The organism is Mycobacterium sp. Panama NTM2, from assembly GCF_054355555.1.
Genome location: NZ_CM135953.1, coordinates 1,320,243 through 1,346,150 on the forward strand (window position 1 = coordinate 1,320,243; position 25,908 = coordinate 1,346,150).

Sequence of the window (25,908 nt, forward strand, 5' to 3'; positions counted from 1 at the left end):
TTGAGTCATCACCTCAACCAAGGAGCCCCACATGAACCGCATCGCCCGCATCATCGCCCTGCCCCTGCTGTCGGCCGGAATCATCGGCGGCGCCGCGCTCGGCCTGGCCGGGCCGGCCAGTGCCGCGATGACGGTCAACGACGACGGCAGCATGGTCGCGACCCCCGACACCGTCGCGCAGCCGTGGGTCGGCTGGCCGCGGGTGGGCTACGGCTACTACTACTGGCCGCAGCAGGGCTTCTCGACGCCCAGCTGGTCGATTCAGCAAAGCCACTGACCTGGTGCCCAAAACCAAGCCTGGCAAACGAGGTTGCTGTACGCTCCCAGTCAATTGACAGGGGGGTCAGTAATATGGCGAAACACCGCCGTCGGCGTGCGGAAAGCTTTGCAATCAAGCGTTGGCTTCAGCTGGGTGCGGCTTCGGCGGGGCTGGGCGCGGCTTTGCTCGGCCTTTCGCTCGCCGGCCCGGATCTCGGTGTGGCCTTGGCCGACACGGGTGACACGCCGTCGGTGTCTGCCGGCCCCGTACGTCACGAAGCGGCGGGTGTCGGTAGCCAGCGGAGGTCCGCCAAGGCCGCGCGGGCGGAAGCGCGGAGCACCCGGGCCGAAGCTCGAAGCGCACAGGCCGACGACAACGACGAGGATGGGGCGCCAACCGAGAGCACCCGTCAAGAGCGCGTCGCCGCAGCGATCGAGAAGCTCTCCGAATCGGTGCACGCCAGAATCGATTCCCGTCCGGTCAGCGACGCCAGGAAGGAAAGGCTGGAGGACCGGTGGGAGGCCACCCAGCGCAGGTTCCTCAACCAAGCCCCGACACTGGCTCCTGTACAGGTCAGCGGAGTCATCGACGGACCGGTCACCGGTTCGCTCAACGCCGTGGATCCCGACGGGGACCGGATGCGCTACCGGGTGGTCAAAGGCCCGTCGTCGGGTTCGGTGACGGTCGCCAGGGACGGCTCCTATACCTACACGCCGGGGGACGGGTTCACCGGTGTGGACACCTTCGAAGTGCGGGCAGTCGACCTCGGCCTGCACGTGAATCTGCTGCAATGGTTCCGGCCGGCAGGCACCCGCGCGAGTTCTCTGGTGAACCAGGGGGCGATCATCTTCGACTTCAGGTATCGCGACGGTGCCGACTACTGGACGGAGGAGCGCAGGGCCGCGTTGGTCGAGTCGGCGAACGCTCTCGTGTCCTACTTCAGGGTCATGGCGCCAGTCGTCATTCGCTACGACATCACGGGCGTGGACGACTCGTCGGTCGGTTGGCTCGCCGGCGCCGGCAGCAACATCATCAGTGAGGATCCGGGATTCTGGCCCACGTTCGTGCAGAACAAGCTTCTGACGGGAGAGGACGCCAACGGCGACGCGGCCGACGGATTCATCGAATGGAACTTCTCCTTCGCGTGGGCACTCGGCGATGTGGTCGGCGACGGCGAATACGACTTCATGAGCACGGCCATGCACGAACTGCTGCATTCCTTCGGCTTCGCGTCGTGGTTGAGTCGGCCGGGCGGCAACGATTACACCGGCCGAAGCGTGTTCGCCCGCTACCTGAGTACCTCAGACGGCACCGCGATCATCGGGGACGACTACGCATGGCCTCAGTGGGCTGACGCCAATCTGGTCGGCGGGAACGGCGGCCTCTTCTTCAACGGAGCCAATGCCGTTGCGGCATACGGTGAACCGGTGCCGTTGTTCGCTCCCGATCCATGGGAGCCCGGCAGTTCCGGTAGTCATCTGGACACCTTCACCTTCACCGGCGACAACTTCCAGATGATGAACCACCAAAGCAAAGGCAAGGGCGCACTGGATATCCGCACCCTGAGTCCCATCGAGATCGGAATCCTGCGGGACCTCGGCTACACGGTGGTGCCGTCGAGCCAGTCGATAGCGGCGCTGAGCTTCGTCATCCTGTTGTGGCGTCGGCGCGCGAAGAAGGCCTGAACAAACAATCATGCTGCACAACAACGGAATAGGAAAACCAATGGGGGGTAATCGGTGAGCGCTGTCAGCAACAGTGTCCGGTTGGGTTTGGCATCGGCGGGGGTGGGCGCGGGCCTGCTGGGTTTCGCGCTGCTGGGTCCGCAGATCGGATCGGCGGCGGCCGACTCCGGCGATACGTCGGTCTCGGCCGGCGACGCAGGCGGTTCATCGTCGACGCCGAGCCGGCAGGATCGCGCGGATCGCATCGCCGAACGGAAGAGCGCCGCGCAGCGCGCCCGCGGTGAGCGAGCGGCCCGCCGCGCCGACGTCGCGCAGAAACGTCGGGATCGGGTCGCCGACAAGGTCGACGACTGGGCGTCCGACGCCCAAGCCCGGATCGACTCCCGCCCCGTGAGCGAAGAGAGGAAAGACCGACTGGAGCAGCGGTTGACGAATGTGCAGCACACGTTCTTCAACCAGGCACCCTCCGTTGCGCCCGTGCAGACCAGTGGCGTCGTCGAGGGGCCCATCAGTGGGACGGTCGGCGCCTCGGACCCCGACGGCGACGTGCTGAGATATCGGATGGCGAAGCGTCCCAAGACAGGCGCAGTGACGCTGAACCCCGACGGCACCTACGCCTACACGCCGGGCAAGAGGTTCAACGGTGTCGACTCCTTCGTCGTGAACGTCCGCGACGTCGGGTCCAACCTGAACCTCCTCGGCGTGCTGCGCGGAGGGGTGACCAGGGCCGAGGTGCTGATCAACCACGGCGCCGTCACGTTCGAATTCCAGTACCAGGTGGGAGCAGAGAACTGGACACCGGACCGGCAGGCCGCCCTCGAGCGCGTCGCCGACAACATCACCGAGTATCTGCGGGTGTATGCGCCGGTGACACTGGTCTATCGGGTCGACGGTGCCAACGATCCGGACGCCAAGTGGCTCGCGGGAGCCAGTAGCAGCCTGATCAGCAAAGAAGCCGGGTTCTGGCGGACGGTGGTGCAGAACAAGATCATCTCCGGCGTCGACTCGAACAGCAGCCGACCAGACGGCTTCATCGAGTGGAACTTCGCTGCACCAACGGCCATCGGCGACGTCGTCACCGGCGAGGACTACGACTTCACCAGCATCGTCATGCACGAGCTGATGCACTCCTTCGGCATGATCGGCACGGTGGGCCCGCCGGGGAGCAACGGTGATCACCGCGCATGGTCGATCTGGGACAGTCTGATGGTCTCGGCCGACGGCACGCCGCTGATCTCCGCGGACTACACGTGGTCGGAGAACTCCGACGACTATCTGCTCGGAGCGAACGGCGGCATGAACTTCGGCGGATCCCGCGCAGTCGAGACGTACGGCAAGCCGGTCCCGCTGTATTCGCCCGGTACATGGGAATCGGGCAGTTCGGCCTACCACCTCGACACGAACACGTTCACCGGCGATGACTATCAGCTGATGAACCACCGCATCAAGGCCAAAGGCGCGCTCAGTGTCCGCGAGCTCAGCCCGATCGAAATCGGGATTTTGCGGGACCTCGGCTACACGGTGGTGCCACCGACGCACTCCATGGCAGCACTGAGCTTCGTGGTGCTGCTGTGGCGTCGACGCGCGAAGAAGGCCTGACCATGGCGACCAGGAGTGAGCAGTTCGCGGTGCGGCGCTGGTTGACGCTCGGTGCTGCGTCGGCGGGCATGGGTGCGGCGTTGTGGGGTCTGTCGTTGACGGGCCCGCAGGTCGGGGTGGCGTCGGCAGACACCGAGACGTCGGTGTCGGCGCCGGCGGGTGAGTCGGCGGGCCCGTCGAAGCCGGCACGCCTGACCAGGGCCGAGAGGGTCGAGAAGGCCGAGGCGCGGCGGCAGCGCGTGACCGAGAAGCGTCGCGCTGCCCATGCCGACGATGCCGACGAGCCCCTCGTCATGCCGAGAGAACGCCGGCAGCAGCGGGCCGCCGAGGCGATCAACGAGATGACCGCCGCTGCGCTGGAACGGATCGATGACCGGCCGATCAGCGACGCCCGCAAGGAGCGGTTGGAGAAGTCGTTGGCGGCGACACGTCGCGCGTTCTTCAACCAGGCGCCGACGGTGAACCCGGTCCAGGTCACCGGCGTCATGGACGGGCCGATCAGTGGCACCGTCGGCGCGGAGGACCCCGACGGGGACCGGCTGCGGTACCGGCTGGTCACAGGTCCGTCGACGGGATCGGTGACGATCAACAAGGACGGTTCCTACACCTACACGCCGGGCGAAGGCTTCACCGGCGTCGACACTTTCGTCGTCGCGGCGAGGGATCTCGGCCTGCACGTGAACCTGCTCAACTGGTTCCGGCCTGCCGCCACCCGCGCCGAATCGGTGATCAATCACCGGGCCATCACGTTCACGTTCACCTACGCCGGTCTGATCGACGAATGGACGCCGGAGCGGAAAGCGGCGTTCCAACGGGCGGCCGATTTCATCGCGGGGTATTTCGTGGTCAGAACGCCGATCGTGCTCTCCTATGAGCTCACCGCGATCAACGAACCCGAGTATCACGTCACCGCGGACACGGGCGTCGAGTTCACCGATCCGCCCGGCTATCTGCAGTCCGTCATCCAAAAGGACGTGATCACCGGCGTCAACGACGTGGAGGGTCCGACGCAGAGTCAGATGAACTGGAACTTCGCTCTGAAGTGGGCGACCGGTGACGTCATCGCCGACGACGAGTACGACTTCCAGAACACGGCGCGCCACGAGCTGCTTCACTCGTTCGGCATCTACTCGCTGATCAGTTCAGACCTGGGTTACTGGTCCGTCTACGACAGCTTCCTGACCACCGCAGACGGTACGTCGCTGTTCGGTCCGGACGGCAAACTACGCCCCGACGCCGAGGACTACATCAACGGACTCAACGGAGGCGCCTACTTCGGTGGCCCGCATGCGATCGCCGCATACGGCTCGCCGATCCCACTCTCGAAGCAGGGGTTGCCGGCGCACCTGGACCGTTTCGTGTTCTCCGGTGATGACTTCAAACTGATGAACGACAAGAGCCCCGGGCCAGGGTGGCACAACGTGCGCTTCATCAGCCCGATCGAGTACGCGATGCTGCAGGACATCGGGTTCACGATGCGGCCCATGCCGATCAGCTGAGCATCGCCTCGGCAAAGCGGGCCACGGCCTCGGCTCCGGTCTGCGCGGCTTGCTCGTGGCCCGAGCGCGCGCGGGTGGCGACGGCATGGGTGGTCGGGTCGAGGGTCACTTCGGCGAGTAGTTCACCGGTCGTCGGCTCGCACACCGCCCAGGTGAACAGGGTCTCCGAATCCCACTGCGCCGCAGCCTGATCGACGTACTCAGCCCGCTGCTCCCCGAGGTCGGCGAGCGCAGGCCGGTCATCGACCCGGTCGTCGGCCCGTAGCGCGCGCAGGTACCAGGCGCCGGCGTTGATCTCGACGGGCTCCATGCGCTCAGTGATCAGTCGACGAGCGCGCGCTCATGCACACGACACGCCGCGCGAAGGTGTACAAACGCGCGCGCTCGCCGAACGGGGGGTCACTCGCCCTTGAGCTCGCAGAGGACGGTGCCCTGGGTGATCGCGGCACCGGGCTCGACGGCCAGGCCGGTCACGACACCGTCCTTGTGGGCGGTCACCGGGTTCTCCATCTTCATGGCCTCGAGCACGGCGATCAGGTCGCCGGCAGAAACGTTCTGGCCCTCTTCGACGGCGACCTTGACCACGGTGCCCTGCATCGGTGCGGTCACCGAGTCGCCCGACGCGGCCGCTCCGCCGCCACCGCCACGCTTGCGCGGCTTCGGCTTCTTGCGGATGGCGCCCGACGGCGACGCTCCGCCGTTGCCAAGCGCGAGATCGCCGGGCAGCGACACCTCGAGGCGGCGGCCGCCGACCTCGACGACGACGGTCTGTCGGGGCAGCGTGTCCTCTTCGGAGATCGGGTCGCCACCGGTGAACGGCTCGACGGTGTTGTTCCACTCGGTCTCGATCCACCGGGTGTGCACGTCGAACTTCGTGCCGTCACCGATGAACGCCGGATCGGACACCACGGCGCGGTGGAACGGGATGACGGTCGCGAGGCCCTCGACATGGAACTCGGCCAGGGCCCGGCGGGAACGCTCGAGCGCCTCCTCGCGGGTGGCGCCGGTGACGATCAGCTTCGACAGCATCGAGTCGAACTGACCGCCGATCACCGAGCCGGCCTCGACACCGGAGTCCAGGCGCACACCGGGGCCGGTGGGGATGTCGTAGCGGGTGACGGGGCCGGGGGCGGGCAGGAAGCCGCGGCCGGCGTCCTCGCCGTTGATCCGGAACTCGAACGAGTGGCCGCGCGGGGTGGGGTCCTCGGTGATGTCCAGAGCTTCGCCGTTGGCGATCTTGAACTGCTGACGCACCAGGTCCAGGCCGGAGGTCTCCTCGGTGACGGGGTGTTCCACCTGCAGGCGGGTGTTGACCTCGAGGAAGCTGATCAGCCCGTCCTGGCCGACGAGGTATTCGACGGTGCCTGCGCCGTAGTAGCCGGCCTCCTTACAGATGCGCTTGGCCGACTCGTGGATCTCCTTGCGCTGCGCGTCGGTGAGGAACGGCGCGGGCGCCTCCTCGACGAGCTTCTGGAAGCGGCGCTGCAGCGAGCAGTCGCGGGTGCCGGCGACGACGACGTTGCCGTGCTGGTCGGCGATCACCTGGGCCTCGACGTGGCGCGGCTTGTCGAGGTAGCGCTCGACGAAGCACTCGCCGCGGCCGAATGCCGCGACGGCCTCACGCGTGGCCGAGTCGAACAGCTCGGGGATCTCTTCGAGGGTGCGGGCCACCTTCATGCCGCGGCCGCCGCCGCCGAAGGCGGCCTTGATCGCGATCGGCAGGCCGTGCTCCTTGGCGAAAGCCAGGATCTCTTCGGCGTCCTTGACCGGATCGGGGGTGCCGGGCACCAGCGGCGCCTGCGCCCGGGCGGCGATGTGGCGGGCCGTCACCTTGTCACCGAGGTCGCGGATGGACTGCGGGCTGGGCCCGATCCAGATCAGGCCCGCATCGAGCACGGCCTGGGCGAACTCGGCGTTCTCGGAGAGGAAGCCGTAGCCGGGGTGCACGGCGTTCGCGCCGGACTTCGCGGCGGCGTCGAGCAGCTTCTCGATCACCAGGTAGGACTCCGCGGAGGTCTGCCCGCCGAGCGCGAATGCTTCGTCGGCCAGCCGCACGTGCGGGGCGTCGGCGTCGGGCTCGGCGTACACCGCCACGCTCTCGAGTCCGGCGTCCTTGCATGCTCGGATCACCCGGACGGCGATTTCTCCGCGGTTGGCGACGAGCACCTTGGAGATCTTTGAGCTGGCGTGAGTGGCCACTGCGCCTCCTGATGGCATGTCATTTCTAAGAGCGTCTTAAAGAATGTATCCCGAGGGAGTTTAAGCGCCGCAATCTGAGTCTCGGCGAGCCGGTCCCTTACCCGCCAGTAACCCGCAACGGATTCACGGGGCGAGTGTGGACTCGAGGACGTCCAGTGCTTCGGCAAGTGCCTCCTCGGGCAGCGGATCGCCATGGGAGACGGCCATCAGCACCCCGATGATCGCCCCCGCGATGACGCGTCGTTCGGGAAATCCCACCGAGGACCTCAGTCGATACTTCAGCGCATCGGTCATCAACTCGATCAGCAGCGTGTACTCCGCATAGAGGACGCCGCGGGCCTCCGGAAGGGAGTAGAGCATGTGCTGGGCGACGATCGTGTCGTGCCGCTCGTCGTCGCTGAGGCCGGCGAAGTATGCGTCGACCGCGTGCCGGTAGGCGGCGACCGGGGACAGCTCGGCGGGGGCATCGCGGAACGCGGCCATGATCGGTTCGGCCTGGTCGCAGATCAGCACGGCTTCCTTGGTGGGGAAGTAGCGGTAGAACGTGCGGGCCGAGACATCGGCCGCCGAGGCGATCTGCTCGACGGTCGTGTCGGCGAAACCGTGCTGTTCGAACAGGTGGATCGCCGCCCGCCGGATGGCTCGCTGGGTGGCGACCTTCTTGCGATGACGCAGACCCCGCGCCGGCTCGGAGGTCGACATCTGACCAGTGTGACTGTTCGCTTCGCGGCTGTCTGCCGCTCACGCGAACATTCGCCGTTCTACGGCACACTGAATTGCTGTGGCGGAGTTGCTCATCGCGGTCAACCCGGACGAGGGGTCGAGTCTGCGCTTCCTGTTGCGGGTCCCCCTGCCGAGCGGGGACCTGCTGTTCCGCACCTCCGACGTCTGGCCTCGTACCAAGGCGCTGTACTGCCACCCGGTCGATCTCGAGGAGTGGCCCGAGGCCGCTGACATCGTGGAGAGGGTGCCGCTGCGGTCATGCCGGAGGTCGGGTGCGGCGATCGACGTGATCGCCGAGCGCGGGCGCGAGAACCGCTCTCAGATCGTCTTCACCACCGCGCGCGGGCGCGACATGGTGTTCTGGCAGTCACCGCGCACCCGCAAACAGGCTCGCCCCAACGTGCGCACACCCACGGCGCGGGCACACGGTGTCGACCGGATGCAGATCGTCGTCGACGCCCACGAGCGATATGCCTATGGATTTGCCAAGCAGCAGGCCGACACGGTGCGTCGGGCGCTGCCATGCGGGGATTACGGAGTCGACGTCAACGGTCGTCTGATCGCCAGCGTGGAGCGCAAATCCCTGGCGGATCTGGTCAGCAGTCTGACCAGTGGCAGGCTGCGGTACCAAGTCGCCGATCTCGCCACGCTAACCCGCGCAGCGGTGGTCGTGGAGGAGCGGTACTCGCGAATCTTCAAGCTCGACCACGTCCGGCCCGCACTCGTGCTCGATGGCCTGGCCGAGGTCCAGATCCGGTGGCCGAATGTGCCGATCGTGTTCTGTGAGACGCGGCAACTCGCCGAGGAATGGACCTATCGATTCCTCGCGGCCGCGCACGCCTGGGTCGCCCCGGAAGACCCGCCATCACAAGAAGATTCGGAACAACGGGAGTGATCCGTCACTCCGCGTCGACGACGTGCACGCGCACGCCGGCGGCGGCGATGCGGTCGAGTTGATCCCCATCGGCGGTGGAGTCGGTGACGAGGTGGTGCATCTGCGCCGGCGCGATCATCTTCGCCAGCGTCACCTTGCCGATCTTGGACCCGTCCACCGCGACGACGACGCGTTGGGCGTTGGACGCCATCGCGATCGCCGTGCGGGCCTCGGCCTCGTCGTAGGTGGTCGCGCCGATCTCGGCGGACATCCCGTCGGCGCCCAGCACGGCGGTGCCGACGGTGATCACCTGGAACGCGTGCTCGGACATCGGTCCCACGGCCTCGAGGGAGTTCGCACGCACCAGACCTCCGGTCGCGATCACCTTCATGTGGGCGTCGACAGCGCAGTCGGCGGCGATGGTCAGCGAGTTGGTGACGACGGTGATGTGTGCGCGGCCCTTGAGCGCCCGGGCCACCTCGCCGCAGGTGACACCGCCGGTGAGTGCCACGGCTTGCGGGCCGGGCGGGATGAGCGCGGCGGCGTGCTGGGCGATGCGGCGCTTGATCGCGACCATGCGGTGGTCGCGCAGCCGCACCGGGATCTCGCTGCCGCTCGGATCGAGAGCGCGGGCGCCTCCGTGCGTACGCACCAGCAGACCCTGCTCCTCGAGCTCGGCCAGGTCACGGCGCAGGGTGGCGGGGGAGACGCGCAGTTCGCTGCACAGCACCGTCGACGCGACCTCGCCACGGTCCCGCAGAACGGACAGGACCTTGCGCATGCGGTCGGTGCGCTTGATCGACATCGCCGTCCTCCTCTGTCAGCTCCCGCTCAGTTTTACTGATCGTTTGACCGCTTGGCATTGCGCGCTATGAGCGAGCTTCCCACACTGGGGTGATGTACGGCACACATCTGGCGAAGGAGCCCACCGCGTGACCCTGGCGTCCACCTCCGATCTCGTCGCCGCGGCGATCGAAAACCGCTGCGCGGTGCTGGCTCTTAACGCCATCACCGTCGAGCATGCGGAAGGGATCGCTGCGGGCGCCGAGCGGGCGGGTGCTGCGGCGCTGATCCAGATCAGCGAGAACACCGTGCGATTCCATGGCGGAGCGCTCGCGCCGATCACTGCCGCCTGCGCGCAGATCGCCGCCGCGGCCGCGGTGCCGCTGGCTCTACATCTCGACCACATCCAGGATCCTGCGCTTCTCGACGAGGCGATCACCGCCGCACCCGCCCTCGGCGTCACGTCGGTGATGATCGACGCGGCACATCTCGACGCCGACGAGAACGTCCGCCAGACAGCCGCTTTCGTCGAGCGAGCGCACGCGGCCGGCCTGTACGTGGAGGCCGAACTCGGCCAGGTGGGTGGCAAGGACGGCCGCGTGCTCGGCGCTCACGAGCCCGGTGCCCGTACCGACCCCGCCGAGGCGGCGGACTTCGCTGAGCGGACGGGCGTGGACGCCTTGGCCGTGGCCGTGGGGAGCTCGCACGCGATGACCACCCGCGACGCCGAGCTCGACATGACGCTGATTCGCGACATCGCCACCGCGGTGTCGATTCCCCTTGTGCTGCACGGTTCCTCCGGCGTGTCCGACGAGAACCTGAGCGGCGCGGTGGCCGCCGGAATCCGGAAGGTCAACGTCGGCACCGCGCTCAACATCGCCTACACCGGCGCGGTGCGCAGCGTTGTGGAGTCCGATGCCGCACTGACCGATCCGCGCAAGTATCTGGGGCCGGCCCGCGAGGCGGTGGCCGAGACGGTGGCGCAGCTGTGCCGCGTGGTCGCGGGGGTGCAGGCGCGATGACGGGGACGCAGATGCTGCGGCGGACCGACTGGCTCGCCGCCATGGTGGATCGACACAAGGGTGGGGAGCCGGTCGGGGTGTACTCGGTGTGCTCCGCGCATCCCACCGTGTTGGAGGCCGCGATCGTGCAGGCGGCCGCCGACGGCGGGTTCGTCCTCATCGAGGCGACGTCCAACCAGGTCGACCAGTTCGGCGGTTACACGGGTATGCGGCCCGCCGACTTTCGCGATCTGGTGTTCGGCATCGCCGACGCGCAAGGCTTCGCCCGCGACCGCGTGGTGCTGGGCGGAGATCACCTGGGCCCGAATCGGTGGCAGCGCGAGAACGCCGACGTCGCGATGGACAACGCGGAGACGCTGATCGCCGCGTACGTCGCCGCCGGCTACCGCAAGATCCACCTGGACTGCAGCATGCGCTGCGCCGACGATCCCGCCGTGCTCTCCGACGAGGTGGTCGCCGAACGCAGCGCGCGGCTCCTCGCCGTCGCCGAAAAGACCGCACAGCAGGCCGGTGTCGACGCGCCGGTGTACGTGATCGGCACCGAGGTGCCTGTTCCCGGTGGCGCCCACGAGACGCTGGACCAGCTGACCCCGACGCCCTCCGACGCGGCACGTGCCACGCTGGCCGCGCACCGCAGTGCGTTCGCCGCTGTCGGCCACGACGACGTGTGGCCGCGGGTGATGGCGCTGGTCGTGCAGCCCGGCGTCGAATTCGACCACCTCCAGGTCATCGACTACGAGCACGCCGCCACCGCCGAGCTGCGGCGCGTGCTCGACGACGAGGACCACCTGGTGTTCGAGGCGCATTCCACCGATTACCAACGGCCACAACAGCTGCGCGAACTCGTCGAAGACCACTGGGCCGTCCTCAAGGTCGGGCCGGGGCTGACGTTCGCGATGCGCGAGGCGCTGTTCGCGCTGGCGATGATCGAGACCGAGCTGATGCCTCGGCCGTCGCGGTCGAACCTCATCGAGGTCATCGAACGGCGCATGCTCGCCGAGCCGAAGTACTGGCAGGACTACTACGACGGCGATCCCGTCGCGCAGCGAACCGCCCGGCGTTACAGCTACAGCGACCGGCTGCGCTACTACTGGGCCGACGAGGAGGTCGACGCCGCGCGGCGCACGCTGCTTGCCAACCTCGACCGCGTCGGTGTCCCGCTGCCCCTGATCAGTCAGTTCCTACCCGTGCAGTACGAGCGCATCCGCGCCGGCCTGCTCGCCCACGACGCGGCGGCCCTGGTGGTCGACCGCGTCCGCGACGCGCTGCGGCCCTACGCCGCCGCGTGCCGCGCCGACAACCCCGGAGGTAGCCCACGATGACCCAGACGTCTGTGCCCGATCAGAAAGACGGCGGCGCAACCATTCTCGAGATCGGCCAGCAGCCCGACGCGTGGCGGGAGGTCGCCGGCCGGTCCGACGAGCATGCCGACGCTTTCGTGCGGGATCTGCTGGCCCGCCCTGATCTGCGGATCATCCTCACCGGGGCCGGGAGTTCGGCGTTCGCCGGCGAGATCGCCGCGCCGCTGCTGCGCCGCCATCTGCATCACCGCGTCGAGCCCATCGCCACCACGAGCATCGTCGCCAGCCCGCTCGATCACCTCGAGCCCGAAACCCCCACGCTGCTGGTGTCATTCGCGCGCAGCGGCAACAGCCCGGAAAGCCTGGCCACCACCGCGCTGGCCGATCAGCTGGTCGATCAGGTCTGGCATCTGGTGCTCACCTGCGATCCGGATGGCAAGCTGGGCCGCGCCCACGCCGACCGTCCGGACTCGCTGGTGGTCTACATGCCCGACCGCACCAACGACTCCGGGTTCGCGATGACCTCGAGCCTGACTTCGATGCTGCTCACCTGCCTGCTGACGCTCGGCCCGGTTGCGCCGAACCAGATCGAGGCGCTGGCCCGCGCCGCCGAACACGTTGCCGGCCTGCAGGACGACATCCGTGCGCTGGCCCGGACCAAGAAGCAACGCTTCGTCTACCTGGGCAGCGGACCGCTGGAGGGGTTGGCGCGTGAATCAGCGCTCAAACTCCTGGAATTGACCGCTGGTGAGGTGGTCACCTACTTCGACTCCCCGCTGGGCTTCCGGCACGGCCCCAAGTCGGTGCTCGACGAGGACACCCTTGCCGTCGTGTACGTGTCCACCGACCCCTACACGCGCCGCTACGACCTCGACATCATCGCCGAGTTGCGCAGCCAGCTCGGCGCCGAGGCGGTCCGCGTGATCAGCGCTGTCCCGCTCCCCGACGAGTACGGCACGGCGCTGGTGCTCCCCGGCCTCGACGAGCTACCCGACGCGCTGGTGGCCCTGCCGTACCTGGTGTTCGGGCAGTACCTGGCGCTGTTCACGTCGCTGGAGTACGGCAAGACGCCGGACAATCCGTTCCCGTCCGGGGAAGTGAGCCGCGTGGTGCGCGGTGTCACGATCTATCCGATGACCGGAGCCCGGTGATGGCGCGCTATCTCGGTGTTGACGGCGGCGGCTCGAAGACGGCGTTCGCGTTGATCGACGACGCCGGCCACGTGCTCGCCCGCGCCACCGCACCGACCTCCTACTACTTCAACGACGGTTTCGACGTCGTCGAACGTGTTCTGTCCCAGGGCATCACCGACATCTGCACCCAGGCCGGCATCGACACCGCCGGGATCGACGCCGCGTTCTTCGGCCTGCCCGGCTACGGCGAGGCCAGCGGTGACATCGCGGCTTTGGACGCGGTGCCCGCCGGGGTGCTCGGGCACGACCGGTACAGCTGCGACAACGACATGGTGTGCGGGTGGGCCGGTTCGCTCGGCGGCGAGGACGGCATCAATGTGATCAGCGGGACCGGGTCGATGACGTACGGGGAACGCCAGGGCGTCGGGCACCGTGTCGGCGGCTGGGGCGAGCTTTTCGGCGACGAGGGCTCGGCCTACTGGGTGGCCACCCGCGGGCTCAACGCGTTCAGCCGGATGAGCGACGGCCGCATGACCCGCGGCCCGCTCTACGATCTGCTGAAGGCGCGCCTGGAGGTCGGGGGCGACCTCGACGTCGTGAGCCTCGTGATCGACACGTGGAAGGGCAGCCGTGGCTCCATCGCCGCGTTGGCGACCACCGTCTGCCAGGCCGCGCAGGACGGTGACACCGCTGCGTCGCAGATCATCGATGATGCCGTCGCCGAACTCGTCGCGCTGATCGAAACCACCCGCACGCTCGTCGGTTTCACCGACGGCGAGACAGTGCCGGTGTCCTACTCCGGTGGCATGTTCTCCGACACGGGTCTCCTGGACGGCTTCACGGCCGCCATGCACGCCCTGCCCGCCGCCTACGACCTGCGGCAGCCACTGCTCGACCCGGCAGTGGGGGCAGCTCTCTACGCCGCCAAGCACAGCGGCCACCCGCTGAGCGCCGCGTCGGTCAAGCAACTGGCTGATGCCGCAACCACATCCGAGAAGGTGACGACACCATGACCGACACAACCACCTCTGGTAAAGGCACCCGCAGCTGGATTTTCTACGCCGCCCTGCTGATCCTGTTCTGGGGCGTGTGGGGCGCGTTCTCCGCGCTGCCGGCGACCTGGTACGGCTACCCGGACGAGATGATCTACATCATCTGGGCGCTGACCATGATCATCCCTGCCGCGTTCGCGCTCAGAGGCGAGACGTTCGACCGCCGTAAAGAAGCCACGATCTACGGTCTGTTAATCGGGCTGACCGGTGCGGGTGGTCAGCTGCTGCTGTTCCAGGCGCTGACGATCGGCCCCGCGTACCTGATCTTCCCGATCGTGTCGATCTCCCCGGCGATCACCGTGCTGATGGCGATGGTGTTGCTGCGCGAGCGCATCCGCGGGCTGGCGATCGTCGGACTGATCTGCGCCCTGGCGGCGATCGTGCTGTTCAGCATCACCAGCGGCGACTCGGACGCCTCCTCGGGTCCCTGGCTGCTGCTGGCAATCCTGATATGCGTGGCCTGGGGCGTGCAGGCGTACTTCATGCGCAAGACCGCCACGCTGGGCGTCAACGAGGCGACCACGTTCGGCTGGATGGCGATCTCCGGAATCGTGCTCATCCCGGTCGCGATCCTCTCCATGGGCGGGCTGCCCCTCGACTTCCCCTGGCAGGCACCGGCGTTGACCGCCGGCACCCAGGTGCTCAACGCCGTCGGCGCGCTGTTCCTGGTGATGGCGCTGGCCCGCGGCAAGGCCACCATCGTGGCACCCACCACCAACGCGCTGGCCCCGGCCCTGACCATCGTGGTGTCGCTGATCGCCTACCAGACCCTGCCCACCCCCTACGGGGCCATCGGTATCGTGCTGGCGCTGGTGGGTTCGACGCTGATGGTCTACGCCGACGAAAAGCGCGGCGAGGAGCCGGCCGCAGCCCTGCGCGATCCGTCCGTCGCCAAGGCGCCGCGCCGATGAAACCGACGATCACCATCATTGGTGCCGGCAGCGTCGAGTTCACCCGCGAGCTTCTCGGCGACATCCTGTCGTTCCCCGAACTCGGCTCGGTGCGAGTGGTGTTGCACGACATCGACGACGAACGGTTGGAGACCGCCGAGGCCATCACCCGGGCGACCGCCCGGGCGGCCGGCGCGAGCCCCGAGGTGGTCTCCACCACCGACCGCCGGCGCGCCCTCGACGGCGCCGACTACGTGATCAACACGATCGCCGTCGGCGGACACGAGGCGACGGTGCGCGACTTCGAGATCCCCGCCCGCTACGGCCTGAACCAGACGATCGCCGACACCATCGGCGTCGGCGGCATCTTCCGCGGGCTGCGGACGTTCCCGGTACTGGCCGGGATCGCCGCCGACATGGCCGAGATGTGCCCGGACGCTTGGCTACTCAACTACACCAACCCGATGGCGATGAACGTCACCTACCTTCACCGGGTCGCGCCGACGCTCAAGGTGCTCGGCCTGTGCCATTCGGTGTACTGGACGATGGTCGGCCTCTGCGAGGTCATCGACGTGCCCTACGACGAGGTGTCCTACTGGTCGGCCGGCGTCAACCACCAGGCGTGGGTGCTGCGCTGGGAGCGCGGGGGCCAGAACCTGTACCCGCTGCTCGATGAGCGCATCGCCGCCGATCCGGAACTGCAGCGCCGCGTGCGGGTCGACATGTACCGCCGGCTCGGCTACTACCCGACCGAAACCAGCGAGCACAGCAGTGAATACGTGCCGTGGTACCTGCACAACCCCGGCGAGGTCGAGCGGCTGCGGCTCAACATCGGCGAGTACGTCGGGATCAGCGAGGCCAACCTCGCCGAATACCGCCGCCTGCGCGCCGAATTGGCCGACACCGACACGCTGCCGATCGACACCGGGTCCACCGAGTACGCCCCGCAGGTCATCCACTCGCTGGAAACCGGCACACCGCGCGTCATCTCGGCCAACGTCGTCAACACCGGCCTGATCACCAATCTGCCCGACGGGTTGGCCGTCGAGGTTCCGACACTGCTCGATTCCCTCGGTGCCCACCCGATGGCGGTGGGCGACCTGCCCGCCCAGTGTGCCGCGCTGAACCGGAACTTCCTCGGCCCGGTCGAGCTGACGGTGCGTGCCGCCGTCGAGGGCGATCCCCGACTCGTACGTGCCGCGGCGATGGTCGACCCGAACACCGCCGCGTCGCTGAGCGTCGACCAGATCGCCGAGCTGTGCGACGAACTGACCGCTGCCCACGCAGATCTTCTGCCCGAACCGTTGCGAACCCACCACTAAGGAGTGTCCACCGTGATCAGACGCCGCCTCTGCATCGCACTGCTCGCCGTCATCGCGCTCGTCCTCGCCGGGTGCGGGGGCGGGGGTTCGTCGTCGTCGGGACCCACCGAGATCGCGGTGTGGCACGGCTACCAGGACACCGAAGGCGAGGTGTTCAAAAACCTGATCGCGCAGTACAACAAGGACCATCCCGACGTGAAGGTCAACGAGCTGTACTCCAGCAACGACCTGGTGCTGCAGAAGGTGCTGACCGCCGTCCGGGGCGGCAGCGCACCAGATGTCGCGTACATGTTCGGCTCGTGGTCGCCGAACATCGCCCAGATCCCGCAGGTGGTCGACATGGCGGACGAGGTGAAGAAGCCGGATTGGCAGTGGGATGACTTCTATCCGGCCGAGCGCGAGGCCGCGACCGTCGGTGACAAGGTCGTCGGCGTGCCGGCGCTGGTGGACAACCTCGCGATCGTCTACAACAAGAAGCTGTTCGCCGACGCGGGTGTCGCGCCGCCCAGCCCCGACTGGACGTGGGACGACTTCCGCGCCGCCGCAGCCAAACTCACCGATCCCAGCAAGGGCCAGTACGGCTGGCTGATCCCCGCCGACGGCAGCGAGGACACCGTCTGGCACTACATCCCGATGCTGTGGGAGGCCGGCGGCGACATCCTGTCGCCGGACAACGAGAAGGCCGTGTTCAACTCCGAGGCCAGCGTCAAGGCGCTCACCGTGCTGCAGCAGATGGCCGTCCAAGACAAGTCCCTGTATCTGGACACCACCAACGAGAACGGCCCCAAGCTGATGAACAGCGGCAAGGTCGCGATGCTCGTCACCGGCCCGTGGGATCTCAGCCAGCTCACCGACATCGACTACGACGTGCAGGTGATGCCGACCTTCGCCGGCTCGCCCGGTGGCCACCAGACCATCGCGGGCCCGGACAACTGGGTGGTGTTCAACAACGGCGACAAGAAGAAGCAGGCCGCTGTCGACTTCGTGAAGTGGCTCTCCGCACCCGAACAGGTCAAGGCGTTCTCGCTGGGTACCGGTGACCTGCCGATCCGGCAGTCGGTCGGCAAGGACCAAGAGGTGCTCGACAAACTCAACCAGAACGTCCCGGGCACAGCCGCGTTCGTGGAGAATCTGAACAACGTGAAGAAGGTCCGGCCCACCGTCGAGCAGTACCCCGACGTCTCCGACGCGCTCGGGCAGGCGATCGTCGCGGTCATGCTCGGCAAGCAGCAGCCCGCCGATGCACTGAACTCCGCCGCGCAGGCCGCGGACGCGAAGCTGGCCGAGAAGTAGCTCGATGGCGACCACGGACGCTCGGGTGGCGGCACCGCCCGCGCCGCCACCCACCCGGCCACCGCGCCGGTGGCGGCCGCGGGGCACCGACGGGCTGACCGGGTGGGCGCTGGTCACCCCGGCGATGGTGCTGATCGGGATCTTCGGCCTGCTGCCGGTGCTGATGTCGCTGCAGCTGTCGTTCCAGCACTCCGACCTGCTGACGCCGGAGACGCCGTGGGTGGGTTTCGACAACTACCGCAAGATGGCCGACGACCCGGTGTTCCTCGATGCAATCAAGCACACGATCATCTACACGGCGCTGTTCGTGCCGGGCACGATGATCGTCGGGCTGCTCGTCGCCGCGGCGATGAACCGCTCGGTGCGGTTCATCTCGGTGTACCGGACGGCGGCCTACATCACGATGGCGGTGTCGACGATCAGCCAGGGCATCATCTTCCTGTGGCTCACCGACCGTGACTACGGTTTGGTCAACGCCGCGCTCAACGCGGTCGGGGTGCCGTCGCAGCCGTTCCTGGCCTCGCCGTCGCAGGCGATCTACGTGATCGTCGCGATGACGATCTGGGGCTGGACCGGCTTCTCGGTGATCGTGTATCTGGCTGCGCTGCAAGGTGTCCCAGCTGAGCTGCACGAGGCGGCGGCGATCGACGGGGCGAGCGCGTTCACCCGGTTCCGCACCATCACGGTGCCGCTGCTGGGCCCGGCAAACCTGTTCCTGCTGGTGTGGCTGACCATCAACGCGCTGCAGTTGTTCGACGAGGTGTACGCCACCACCCGCGGCGGCCCGCTGCGGGCGACCACGGTGATCGTCTACTACCTGTGGGACCAGGCGTTCGTGCACTTCGACGCCGGCTATGCCGCGGCGATGGCCTATGCGCTGTTCGTCGTCATCCTGATCGTCACGGCCGTGCAGTTCCGGCTGGCTCGCAGATTCGCGCACCACCCATGACCGCCGCAACGACATCCGCAGTGACGACCCCACATCGCCGGCGGCTGCCGTTCAGCCCCTGGCATCTGGTGCTGATCCCGCTGAGCTTCCTGCTCATCGTGCCGCTGCTGTGGATGCTCATCACCTCGCTGGAGACCGAGGGGGAGGCCAATCACTTTCCGCCGGTGCTGTTCCCGGCCAGCCCCCGGTTCGCCAACTACACCGAGGCATGGGCACAGGCCCCGTTCGGGCACTTCTTCCTCAACAGCCTCACCGTGACCGCGGTGGTGCTGATCAGCAACCTCGTGGTGTGCAGCCTCGCGGGGTATGCATTCGCCCGCATCAGGTTCCTCGGCCGCGGAGCGCTGTTCGTGACGTTGATGGCCACCCTGATGGTGCCGTTCCAGGTGACGATGATCCCGGTGTTCCTGATCGTCAAGTGGTTCGGCGACACCGTGTGGGAAGGCCTGGGCATCGACCACATCGGCGCGCTGATGCTGCCGAACCTGGCGACCGCGTTCGGGATCTTCTTCCTACGTCAGTTCTTCCAGACCGTGCCGGTCGAACTCGAGGAGGCAGCCCGGGTCGACGGCACGTCGCGGCTGGGTGTGCTGTTCAAGATCGTGCTGCCGCTGTCGATGCCGGCGATGTCGACGCTGGCCGCCTTGACCGTGCTGACGTCGTGGAACGACTTCCTGTGGCCGCTGATCGTCATCACCAGCCAGGACCAGATGACGATCCCGTTGGGTCTCAGTTACTTCCAGGGGGCACATCACGTGCAATGGCCGCTGTTGATGGCCGCCAACGTGATGAGCCTGCTGCCGATGCTGCTCGTGTTCGTCGTCGCGCAGCGGTATTTCGTACAGTCGGTCGCCAGTACCGGAATCAAGGGGTAGGACGTTGGCAGAGGTCGAGTTTCGCAATGTGTCCCGTCGCTACGCCGGCGGTGTCGCCGCGCTCAAGGACCTGAGTCTGACGGTGGCCGACGGAGAGTTCCTGATCCTGGTGGGCCCGTCGGGCTGCGGCAAGAGCACGGCGCTGCGGCTGCTGGCCGGGCTGGACAAGCCCAGTGACGGCGAGATCCGCATCGGCGGGCACGTGGTCAACGGGCTGGGCCCGGGCCAGCGGGACATCGCGATGGTGTTCCAGAACTATGCGCTGTACCCGCACATGACGGTGTACAAGAACCTGGCCTACGGGCTCAAACAGCGCAAGACCCCGCGCACCGAGATCGAGCGCCGGGTCCGCGACACCGCGGAACTGCTGCAGATCGGGGAGCTGTTGAACCGCAAGCCCGGTCAGCTCTCCGGCGGGCAGCGCCAACGCGTGGCGATGGGCCGAGCGCTGGTGCGGGAGCCGCAGGCCTTCCTGCTCGACGAGCCGCTGTCGAATCTGGATGCCAAGCTGCGCAACCAGGTTCGCGGCGACCTGAAGCGGCTGCACCGCGAGGTGCCGGTCACGTCGGTGTACGTCACCCACGATCAGGTGGAGGCGATGACGCTGGGGGACCGGCTGTGCGTGATGTCGGCCGGCGAGGTGCAGCAGATCGGCAGCACCGACGACGTGTACCACCGGCCGGCGAACACATTCGTCGCCGCGTTCATGGGCAGCCCGCCGATGAATCTGCTGCGCGGTGAGGTGCGTTCGGGCATCCTGCAGCTCGGCGGGGCGGAGCTGTCGTCGGTGCCGTGCGCCGACGGCCCGGTGACGGTCGGGGTGCGGCCGGAACATCTGCAGCTGGGCGGTGCCCAGGCCGACGGTGCGGTGCCGGCGCGGGTCGATTTCGTCGAACCGCTGGGCAGCCACAAGTTGGTGACGGCGGTGGTGGACACCCCGGAACCGACGCGGGTGATCGCGCAGGCGCCGGCGGGGGAGTCATACGACGCGGGCGCGCCGATCGGGTTGATCGTTCCCCGGGAGAAGACGTACCTGTTCGACGCGGAAACCGGGCGAGCCATGCACTGACGCGCCTACCGTTGACGTCGTGTCGGAGAGGGTAGGTCGATGGGCTCAGCGGCGCGCTCAGGAGTTGAAGCAGCGCCGAGCCGAGCTGGCTGCCGACCACCCGGTCACGGAAGAGGACGTGAGTTTCGCGCGGCAACGGGCCGAAGAATCGCGGCAGCGCGCGCATGACGCTCATGAGTCCGCGGCGATCGCGCATGAGCAGGCGGCCACGACGCATGAGCGTGCGGCGCTGAGTATGGATCAGGCGGCCGCGGACGGAGTCGGTGATGTCTCGGAGTATCGCGCCGCGGCGGCACGACACCGGCTCGCCGCCCAGCAGAACCGCGACGCTGCCGATGAGGCGCGCCGAGCCGCCGCCGAGGAATGAAAGTCGTTTACCAGCCGCCGATGCCGGGCCCGACCCGCACGCCGTCGAAGCCGCCGGCCTTGGTGTTCGGGGTCGCGACCGGGGACTGGCGGATCGCACCGCCGGCGGGGGCCAGGATGTAGCCGTCGCGCACCTCGCCCTGGGTGGCGTCGCGGCGCACCTCACCGGCCCCGGGGCTCTTCACCCACGGGCTGGGGCGCATGTCGTCGGCCTTGGCCATCGCGGTGCCGAAGCTCATGGCGCCTGCCGTCATCGCCGCGGCCAGTGCGGCAATGGCAATTGCCGAACGCTTCGTCAGTGACATGGTCACAGGTGCCCCCCAAAGTAGGTGTTGTCTCAATACGTCGGTCCCCGAGCGCCCGACGTTACCGGAGGGGCAGATGTTCCGGTGCCCATGGGCCAGATCAGTCGGCGAACGGCTCCGGGCCGCACCAGTGATTGCCGCCCAGGCGCTTGGCGCGGTACATGGCTTGGTCGGCGCGATGGAGAGCATCACCGACGGTGTCCGGGGTGACCATGGCGATGCCGACGCAGACGCCGCCGGGGGACAGCGCCTCGACCTGCTCGACCAGCGTCTGGGCCAACCGTTGGGCTTGGGCGGCGGTGGTGTGCGGCATCAGGACGGCGAATTCGTCACCGCCGATGCGGGCGACGGTGTCCGACACGCGTAGACGACGTCCGATGGTGTCGGCCACGGTCTTGAGGTAGGTGTCGCCGGCGGCGTGGCCGTGCTGATCGTTGATCTGCTTGAGCCCGTCGAGGTCGATCATGAACAAGGCCGCCTCGTCGGTGCTTCCGTGCCGTTCTGCGGCCACGGCGTGTTTCGCCAGCTCTTCCTCGAACCTGCTGCGGTTGTAGACGCCGGTCAACGCGTCGAGCGTGGCTTGGCGTCGCAGGCGCTCCTCGTCGCGGCGGCGCGCGGAGATGTCTTCGATGTGGGAGATGAACGAGAGCGGCTGACCGGTGTCGTCGTAGGCCATGAACACCGAGAGCCTGACCCAGATGAGGTGGCCGTCCCGGGAGTAATAGCGCTTGTCCATCTGGTAGCTCGCGATGTCACCGGCCAGCAGTCGCGACGCCTCGGCGAGGTCGATGTCGAGATCGTCGGGATGGGTGATGTCCTGGAACGTCAGGCGCATCAGCTCCTGCTCGGAATATCCGGTGATGCGGCAGAACTCGTGGTTGACGCGGTGAAAGCTCCCGTCGAGTCCGACGACGGCCATGCCGATCGGCGAATTGGAGAAGGCCGCGGCAAAGGTCGCGTCCATGCCGGCGGATCCTGCTTCGGGGACCAGGTCCGGCCGCTCGGCGATCGTCTGCTCCAGCACGGCATGCACCTGCACGCTCTCGATCGCCACGGACGTGGCGTCGGCCAGCGCCTGCACGAGGGCCACCTCGTGCTTGGTGGGTTGCCGCTGCTGCGCCCAGTACGCGCCGATGGCGCCGATCGGGTCGCGCCGGCGGATGGGCACCATGACCAGGCTCTTGACGGAGGTGGCGCGGTACGCGTCGTGGGGGATGCGGTCGTCGAGGTAGATGTCGGGGATGACCGCGGGTTGCTTGTGCAGCATGGCCCACCCGCTGACGCAGGAGTGCATCGGGAAACGTCGGCCCTTCCACAGCGGAGCGATCGCATCCTCGTCGGCGTAGAAACACATGTGCTGGTCACGGAGCACGAAGGTGGCTCCGTCGCAGCCGGTGGCGTCCCTGGCGGTGGCACTGACGATGTGCTGAACGTCGTCCATCGTCCGCGCGAGAGAGAGCTGCTGGATGGCGTCGGCGAGCCGCGTCATACCCCGCACAAAGTCGGCTTCGGTGAAGTGGCGCACGTCGTCAGCGGACGGATCCTGCGGCTGCTCCCCGAGGGACGACGCACTGAATGTCACACCACACTCCCTCGGGTCGTGGCATCGAGAATAGTGCTCGATCGCAACGATCGCGAAGCGGTTCAGCCCCTTCGGCTCAGAGGTCCTTGATGTGGATGTAGCCATTGAAGTAGCTGCGGCTCACCGTTCTGGTCTTGTAGACACCGGTGTAGCCGTAGTTGTACTCCTCGATGACGACGCTGTCGCCGTTGACGGCAGCGACCCAGGCGACGTGCCCACTGCTCAGCCACCCGACCGACCCGACCGCGGGGGTGTTGTTGACGGTGTAGCCCAGCGCCCGCGCATTTGCGGCCCAGTTCGTCGCGTTGCCCCAGCGGCCGCCGCGCATGGTGTTGGTGAAGGCCACGCCGTTGACCGAGTTGAGTCGCCACGCTACGAAAGAGGTGCACTCGCGGTTGTAGAAGCCCCACGGATCGACCTTCGTGTCGAGCCCGGCGTTCTTGAGGCTGGCGGGATAGTCGTCGCCGTGTACGCCGCCGGAGCCCGCGTTACCCCCACCGCCGCCGCCGGGGTTCAGACGGCCGGCGTGCCGATCCCACAGGGCTGTAGATCCTTGATAAACAACGAGATTGCCGTCGTCCTGCAGCACGATCCGCGAACCGGGATATCCGTTGGTCTTGGTGCTCCACACACCGGTCTGAGGCGCTGGGGTGTACAGGACGAAGTTCCCGTCGCCCTGCATCGCCGCCCGCAACCCTGCCCGCCCGTTGGTCCCGGACGCCCAAAGCGCGGCGTTGGTCTGATTGTCGTACTCGACGAGGTTGCCGTCGCCCTGCATGACGAGTTTGTAGCGGCCGTTGTGAGACAGGATGTACTGGTTCGGCTGCAGCCACTGCCCTGCGTCGAGGTGGTCGGGTATGGGCGCGACGGGCACGGAGACCGTCGCAACAGTGGACAACGTGCCATCTGAGACGACGACGGTGAAGGTGTCGGTGAGGCCGCCCGTGGTGGGGCGCTGCGATGCGGTGGGCGTGTAGGTGAAAGAGCCGTCCGCGCCGACGGTCACCACGCCTCTGCCCGGCCCTGAGCCGAGTGTGAAGTCGAGCGGATCGCCGTCTCCGTCGGAGGCGCCGACTGCGCCGGACAGCACGCCGCTGATGGCGTCAGGCTGGCCGACAGTGACGGGGCCGACGACGGGCGGGGTGTTGCCGTTAAGGGCCGCGATGGTGACCGTGACCGTCTTCGTGGCGACTCCGCCGTGTCCGTCGCTCACTACCACGGTGAGGGTGTCGGTTTTCGTGGCTTTGCTTGCTCCAGGCGCGCCGGCAGCGCGACGCGCGGTGATCGTCGGTATGTAGGTGAACGTCCCTGTGGAGGTATCGATGGTGACCGAGCCCTTGGTCGCACCGGTCACGCTGAACGTCAGAGCATCTTTGTCGGGGTCCGAGCCGGTGGCGCTTCCGGTGACGATGCCGGTGAGCTTGTCGGGCTTCTTGACGCTCACTCTGATCTTCGGAGCGCGATTGGTCGGGCTGAGGGCGACGGTGATGATTTGGCTGGTCAGGCCGCCGTGTCGGTCGTCGACGGTCACCGTGAAGGTGTCGGTACGGTCGGCGACTGACGCTGCGGTCGAGGACGCGCCGTGGCGTGCCGTTGCCAACGGCGTGTAGGTGTAGGCGCCTGTCTTCGCGTTGATCTTGACGGTGCCCTTGGCGGCGAGGGTCGCGCTGTAGACGACACTGTCGTTGTCCGGATCGTGCACCTCGACGGTTCCGGAGATAGCTCCGCGCGAGTTGGCCGGGCGTGGGGTGCTGTTCGTGATCACCGGCGCGGTGTTGAGCGCCAAGATCGGCACCACGACCGACCCCTGGGTTCGTCCGCCGTAGCCGTCCTGGACTTCGATGGCAATGGCCGTCGAGGTGGGTCCGCCGGGGGCTGCGGCCGCGTGGCGGGCGGCAGCGTTGGGCGTGTAGATGAACGACGCTGACGACGTCGAGCCCGACACGATCATCTCCGGAACCCACTCGATCGTTCCGCTCGGAGTGGAGCTGCTGCCGAAGAAGCCTGCGGGCTCGCCGTCCGGGTCGTCGGCGACCATGATTACGCGAACCGCCCCCGTGGCGGGGTCCGGCCCGTGGACACTGGTAGTGAACGTCGGCGGGGTATTCGGCGGAGCCGCCGAGAGAGCTTGTGGGGCAACGGTGTTGGTTGCTTTGTCGGCGGGGCTTCGGCGGATTGCCGCAAAGACGGCCGACACCACGGGCGTGTCGACGGGGCCGTCGGTGTCGTCGGGTGGTGTGGCACGTCGCGCCACGCGTTCGGTGCGCTCGACGTTCCGGAGCCGGACGGTCCCCCGGTTCTCGGTGTCGGACCTCGTCTGTTCTGTCGTGCGCGTGCGCGTCACGTGGCGGTCGCGGTGCGTTTCCGTAGAGGCGCCTGGTGAACCGACACGTGCGTTGTCGCTCTCCGACGATGACGACGAGGTGTCGTCGGCGCTGGCGATGCCGGCGCCCGCGAGCGCGGCGGCGCCGACGCCGAACGCAACCGCTCCGGCGCCAAGCCACGCGTACGGTTGGCGGTGCCGCCGATTTTTGCGAATCGCAGAATGTGCACCCATGGTGTGGACCCCCGTCCCAGACCTGCGCCCGGCTACAGCCAGCGAAAGACGTCCGGCACGGGGCACCTATCTATTTACCACACCGTTAGTTTGTAAACCGGGTTTGCTGAAAATGTGCGTGGCGGATTGTCGGCCAGTTATCCGCGCAGCCGACGCTTGATGCGGGTCAGCATCGCCGACATGCCGCGCAGCCGAAGCGGGCTGATCAGCGCGCCAAGGCCCAGGTCGGTGTAGAAGTCGTCGGGCACGGCGAGGATGTCGTCCGCGGATTGCCCGTCCAGACCAGCGGCCAGGATCGCGGCGAAGCCCCGCGTGGTGGGTGCCTCCGCGGGCGCGCTGAAGTACAAGCGCACGTGGTCGCGATCGTCGGCGTCGACGTGCAGGAACAGCGGGGACTGGCACTCGGGTACCGGTTCCATCGCCGCCTCTTCCAAAGACGAAGGCAGCTCGGGGAGTTCGTTCGCGAACTCCAACAGCATCGCGAGCTTGTCCTGGCCTTCGACTTCTTGGAAATCGGAGACCACCTCGGCCAGTGCCGACGGCACGCTCATCGGTGCCTCGTTCGCTCGCA

24 protein-coding genes and 1 pseudogene are annotated in these 25,908 nt (G+C 67.6%); 16 read left to right on the plus strand and 9 right to left on the minus strand.

The genetic code is table 11. The annotated features are described in order from the left end of the window. The first annotated feature begins 31 nt into the window (after positions 1-31). From ACXYX3_RS06390 to ACXYX3_RS06405, 4 genes are read left to right on the plus strand one after another with little or no spacing between them, the layout of a single operon-like run. A complete protein-coding gene (locus tag ACXYX3_RS06390) occupies positions 32-277 on the plus strand; it encodes a hypothetical protein (protein WP_241202996.1) in 246 nt (81 codons plus the stop codon). Next, entirely contained in the window at positions 184-1,944 is a 1,761-nt protein-coding gene (locus ACXYX3_RS06395) for an Ig-like domain-containing protein (protein WP_458610763.1), read from the plus strand. Before ACXYX3_RS06390 ends, ACXYX3_RS06395 begins: the two co-directional genes overlap by 94 nt. Before the next feature lie 54 nt (positions 1,945-1,998). Next, complete coding sequence (locus ACXYX3_RS06400) at positions 1,999-3,543, plus strand: Ig-like domain-containing protein (protein WP_458610765.1); 1,545 nt, start codon at positions 1,999-2,001, stop codon at positions 3,541-3,543. A 2-nt stretch (positions 3,544-3,545) separates the two neighbouring features. Further along, positions 3,546-5,042, plus strand: a complete 1,497-nt coding sequence (locus tag ACXYX3_RS06405) for an Ig-like domain-containing protein (RefSeq protein ID WP_458610767.1) — start codon at positions 3,546-3,548, stop codon at positions 5,040-5,042. On the opposite strand, the gene ACXYX3_RS06410 is transcribed toward ACXYX3_RS06405, so the two are convergent. The 3 genes from ACXYX3_RS06410 to ACXYX3_RS06420 form a co-directional block, all read right to left on the minus strand. Continuing rightward, positions 5,035-5,352, minus strand: coding sequence for a hypothetical protein (locus tag ACXYX3_RS06410; RefSeq protein ID WP_458610769.1), 318 nt, complete (start codon positions 5,350-5,352; stop codon positions 5,035-5,037). The genes ACXYX3_RS06405 and ACXYX3_RS06410 overlap by 8 nt on opposite strands. A gap of 89 nt (positions 5,353-5,441) precedes the next feature. Then, entirely contained in the window at positions 5,442-7,241 is a 1,800-nt protein-coding gene (locus ACXYX3_RS06415) for an acetyl/propionyl/methylcrotonyl-CoA carboxylase subunit alpha (RefSeq protein ID WP_458610771.1), read from the minus strand. 123 nt (positions 7,242-7,364) lie between these two features. Beyond that, positions 7,365-7,943 (minus strand): TetR/AcrR family transcriptional regulator, encoded by a 579-nt coding sequence (locus ACXYX3_RS06420; RefSeq protein WP_458610773.1) that lies wholly within the window; start codon positions 7,941-7,943, stop codon positions 7,365-7,367. A 79-nt stretch (positions 7,944-8,022) separates the two neighbouring features. Between ACXYX3_RS06420 and ACXYX3_RS06425 the strand changes: the two genes are divergently transcribed. Then, complete coding sequence (locus ACXYX3_RS06425; RefSeq protein ID WP_458610775.1) at positions 8,023-8,859, plus strand: ERCC4 domain-containing protein; 837 nt, start codon at positions 8,023-8,025, stop codon at positions 8,857-8,859. A 4-nt stretch (positions 8,860-8,863) separates the two neighbouring features. Here the strand turns inward: ACXYX3_RS06425 and ACXYX3_RS06430 are convergent, their stop codons facing one another. Beyond that, positions 8,864-9,643 (minus strand): DeoR/GlpR family DNA-binding transcription regulator, encoded by a 780-nt coding sequence (locus tag ACXYX3_RS06430; RefSeq protein ID WP_458610777.1) that lies wholly within the window; start codon positions 9,641-9,643, stop codon positions 8,864-8,866. A 127-nt stretch (positions 9,644-9,770) separates the two neighbouring features. Here ACXYX3_RS06430 and ACXYX3_RS06435 point away from each other — a divergent pair, with 127 nt between their 5' ends. Genes ACXYX3_RS06435 through ACXYX3_RS06485 form a run of 11 tightly spaced genes read left to right on the plus strand, consistent with a single transcriptional unit; the run spans position 9,771 to position 20,894 of the window. Beyond that, on the plus strand, positions 9,771-10,643 hold the full coding sequence (locus tag ACXYX3_RS06435) for a class II fructose-bisphosphate aldolase (RefSeq protein WP_458610779.1): 873 nt from the start codon (positions 9,771-9,773) through the stop codon (positions 10,641-10,643). Next, positions 10,640-11,965, plus strand: a complete 1,326-nt coding sequence (locus ACXYX3_RS06440; RefSeq protein WP_458610781.1) for a D-tagatose-bisphosphate aldolase, class II, non-catalytic subunit — start codon at positions 10,640-10,642, stop codon at positions 11,963-11,965. Before ACXYX3_RS06435 ends, ACXYX3_RS06440 begins: the two co-directional genes overlap by 4 nt. Beyond that, entirely contained in the window at positions 11,962-13,095 is a 1,134-nt protein-coding gene (locus tag ACXYX3_RS06445; protein ID WP_458610783.1) for an SIS domain-containing protein, read from the plus strand. Before ACXYX3_RS06440 ends, ACXYX3_RS06445 begins: the two co-directional genes overlap by 4 nt. After that, positions 13,095-14,090: an N-acetylglucosamine kinase gene (locus ACXYX3_RS06450; protein ID WP_458610785.1), complete on the plus strand. Its 996-nt coding sequence runs from the start codon at positions 13,095-13,097 to the stop codon at positions 14,088-14,090. Before ACXYX3_RS06445 ends, ACXYX3_RS06450 begins: the two co-directional genes overlap by 1 nt. Then, positions 14,087-15,040, plus strand: a complete 954-nt coding sequence (locus tag ACXYX3_RS06455; protein ID WP_458610786.1) for a DMT family transporter — start codon at positions 14,087-14,089, stop codon at positions 15,038-15,040. Before ACXYX3_RS06450 ends, ACXYX3_RS06455 begins: the two co-directional genes overlap by 4 nt. Then, complete coding sequence (melA, locus tag ACXYX3_RS06460; RefSeq protein WP_458610788.1) at positions 15,037-16,341, plus strand: alpha-glucosidase/alpha-galactosidase; 1,305 nt, start codon at positions 15,037-15,039, stop codon at positions 16,339-16,341. The genes ACXYX3_RS06455 and melA overlap by 4 nt, the downstream gene beginning before the upstream one ends. 12 nt (positions 16,342-16,353) lie before the next feature. Beyond that, positions 16,354-17,634, plus strand: coding sequence for an ABC transporter substrate-binding protein (locus ACXYX3_RS06465; RefSeq protein WP_458610790.1), 1,281 nt, complete (start codon positions 16,354-16,356; stop codon positions 17,632-17,634). 4 nt (positions 17,635-17,638) lie between these two features. Next, the gene (locus ACXYX3_RS06470; protein WP_458610792.1) at positions 17,639-18,583 is read left to right on the plus strand and encodes a carbohydrate ABC transporter permease; all 945 of its coding nucleotides are present in this window, start codon (positions 17,639-17,641) and stop codon (positions 18,581-18,583) included. Positions 18,584-18,603: 20 nt separating this feature from the next. Continuing rightward, positions 18,604-19,458 carry a carbohydrate ABC transporter permease gene (locus tag ACXYX3_RS06475; protein ID WP_458610794.1) on the plus strand — a complete coding sequence of 285 codons (855 nt, stop codon included), beginning with the start codon at positions 18,604-18,606 and terminating at the stop codon, positions 19,456-19,458. 4 nt (positions 19,459-19,462) lie between these two features. Continuing rightward, the gene (locus tag ACXYX3_RS06480) at positions 19,463-20,527 is read left to right on the plus strand and encodes an ABC transporter ATP-binding protein (RefSeq protein WP_458610796.1); all 1,065 of its coding nucleotides are present in this window, start codon (positions 19,463-19,465) and stop codon (positions 20,525-20,527) included. A 19-nt stretch (positions 20,528-20,546) separates the two neighbouring features. Beyond that, a complete protein-coding gene (locus ACXYX3_RS06485; protein WP_458610798.1) occupies positions 20,547-20,894 on the plus strand; it encodes a hypothetical protein in 348 nt (115 codons plus the stop codon). A 7-nt stretch (positions 20,895-20,901) separates the two neighbouring features. Here ACXYX3_RS06485 and ACXYX3_RS06490 read toward each other — a convergent pair whose 3' ends face one another. The 5 genes and pseudogenes from ACXYX3_RS06490 to ACXYX3_RS06510 form a co-directional block, all read right to left on the minus strand. Continuing rightward, positions 20,902-21,198 carry a hypothetical protein gene (locus ACXYX3_RS06490; RefSeq protein WP_458610800.1) on the minus strand — a complete coding sequence of 99 codons (297 nt, stop codon included), beginning with the start codon at positions 21,196-21,198 and terminating at the stop codon, positions 20,902-20,904. Positions 21,199-21,298: 100 nt separating this feature from the next. Further along, the gene (locus ACXYX3_RS06495; protein ID WP_458611993.1) at positions 21,299-22,162 is read right to left on the minus strand and encodes a GGDEF domain-containing protein; all 864 of its coding nucleotides are present in this window, start codon (positions 22,160-22,162) and stop codon (positions 21,299-21,301) included. Positions 22,163-22,174: 12 nt separating this feature from the next. Further along, positions 22,175-22,687 (minus strand): annotated as a pseudogene (locus ACXYX3_RS06500) (GAF domain-containing protein); the annotation flags it as partial. 169 nt (positions 22,688-22,856) lie between these two features. Continuing rightward, the gene (locus ACXYX3_RS06505; RefSeq protein WP_458610802.1) at positions 22,857-25,337 is read right to left on the minus strand and encodes an Ig-like domain-containing protein; all 2,481 of its coding nucleotides are present in this window, start codon (positions 25,335-25,337) and stop codon (positions 22,857-22,859) included. A 137-nt stretch (positions 25,338-25,474) separates the two neighbouring features. Then, positions 25,475-25,888 carry a SufE family protein gene (locus tag ACXYX3_RS06510; protein ID WP_458610804.1) on the minus strand — a complete coding sequence of 138 codons (414 nt, stop codon included), beginning with the start codon at positions 25,886-25,888 and terminating at the stop codon, positions 25,475-25,477. Between the last annotated feature and the right edge of the window lie 20 nt (positions 25,889-25,908).

Coding starts and splice junctions, on each gene's coding strand:
- ACXYX3_RS06455 (WP_458610786.1), top strand. CDS start 14,087: ATGACCGACACAACCACCTCTGGTAAAGGCACCCGCAGCTGGATTTTC.
- ACXYX3_RS06410 (WP_458610769.1), bottom strand. CDS start 5,352: ATGGAGCCCGTCGAGATCAACGCCGGCGCCTGGTACCTGCGCGCGCTA.
- ACXYX3_RS06490 (WP_458610800.1), bottom strand. CDS start 21,198: ATGTCACTGACGAAGCGTTCGGCAATTGCCATTGCCGCACTGGCCGCG.
- ACXYX3_RS06495 (WP_458611993.1), bottom strand. CDS start 22,162: ATGGACGCGACCTTTGCCGCGGCCTTCTCCAATTCGCCGATCGGCATG.
- ACXYX3_RS06405 (WP_458610767.1), top strand. CDS start 3,546: ATGGCGACCAGGAGTGAGCAGTTCGCGGTGCGGCGCTGGTTGACGCTC.
- melA (WP_458610788.1), top strand. CDS start 15,037: ATGAAACCGACGATCACCATCATTGGTGCCGGCAGCGTCGAGTTCACC.
- ACXYX3_RS06470 (WP_458610792.1), top strand. CDS start 17,639: ATGGCGACCACGGACGCTCGGGTGGCGGCACCGCCCGCGCCGCCACCC.
- ACXYX3_RS06430 (WP_458610777.1), bottom strand. CDS start 9,643: ATGTCGATCAAGCGCACCGACCGCATGCGCAAGGTCCTGTCCGTTCTG.
- ACXYX3_RS06450 (WP_458610785.1), top strand. CDS start 13,095: ATGGCGCGCTATCTCGGTGTTGACGGCGGCGGCTCGAAGACGGCGTTC.
- ACXYX3_RS06390 (WP_241202996.1), top strand. CDS start 32: ATGAACCGCATCGCCCGCATCATCGCCCTGCCCCTGCTGTCGGCCGGA.
- ACXYX3_RS06420 (WP_458610773.1), bottom strand. CDS start 7,943: ATGTCGACCTCCGAGCCGGCGCGGGGTCTGCGTCATCGCAAGAAGGTC.
- ACXYX3_RS06505 (WP_458610802.1), bottom strand. CDS start 25,337: ATGGGTGCACATTCTGCGATTCGCAAAAATCGGCGGCACCGCCAACCG.
- ACXYX3_RS06445 (WP_458610783.1), top strand. CDS start 11,962: ATGACCCAGACGTCTGTGCCCGATCAGAAAGACGGCGGCGCAACCATT.
- ACXYX3_RS06440 (WP_458610781.1), top strand. CDS start 10,640: ATGACGGGGACGCAGATGCTGCGGCGGACCGACTGGCTCGCCGCCATG.
- ACXYX3_RS06510 (WP_458610804.1), bottom strand. CDS start 25,888: ATGAGCGTGCCGTCGGCACTGGCCGAGGTGGTCTCCGATTTCCAAGAA.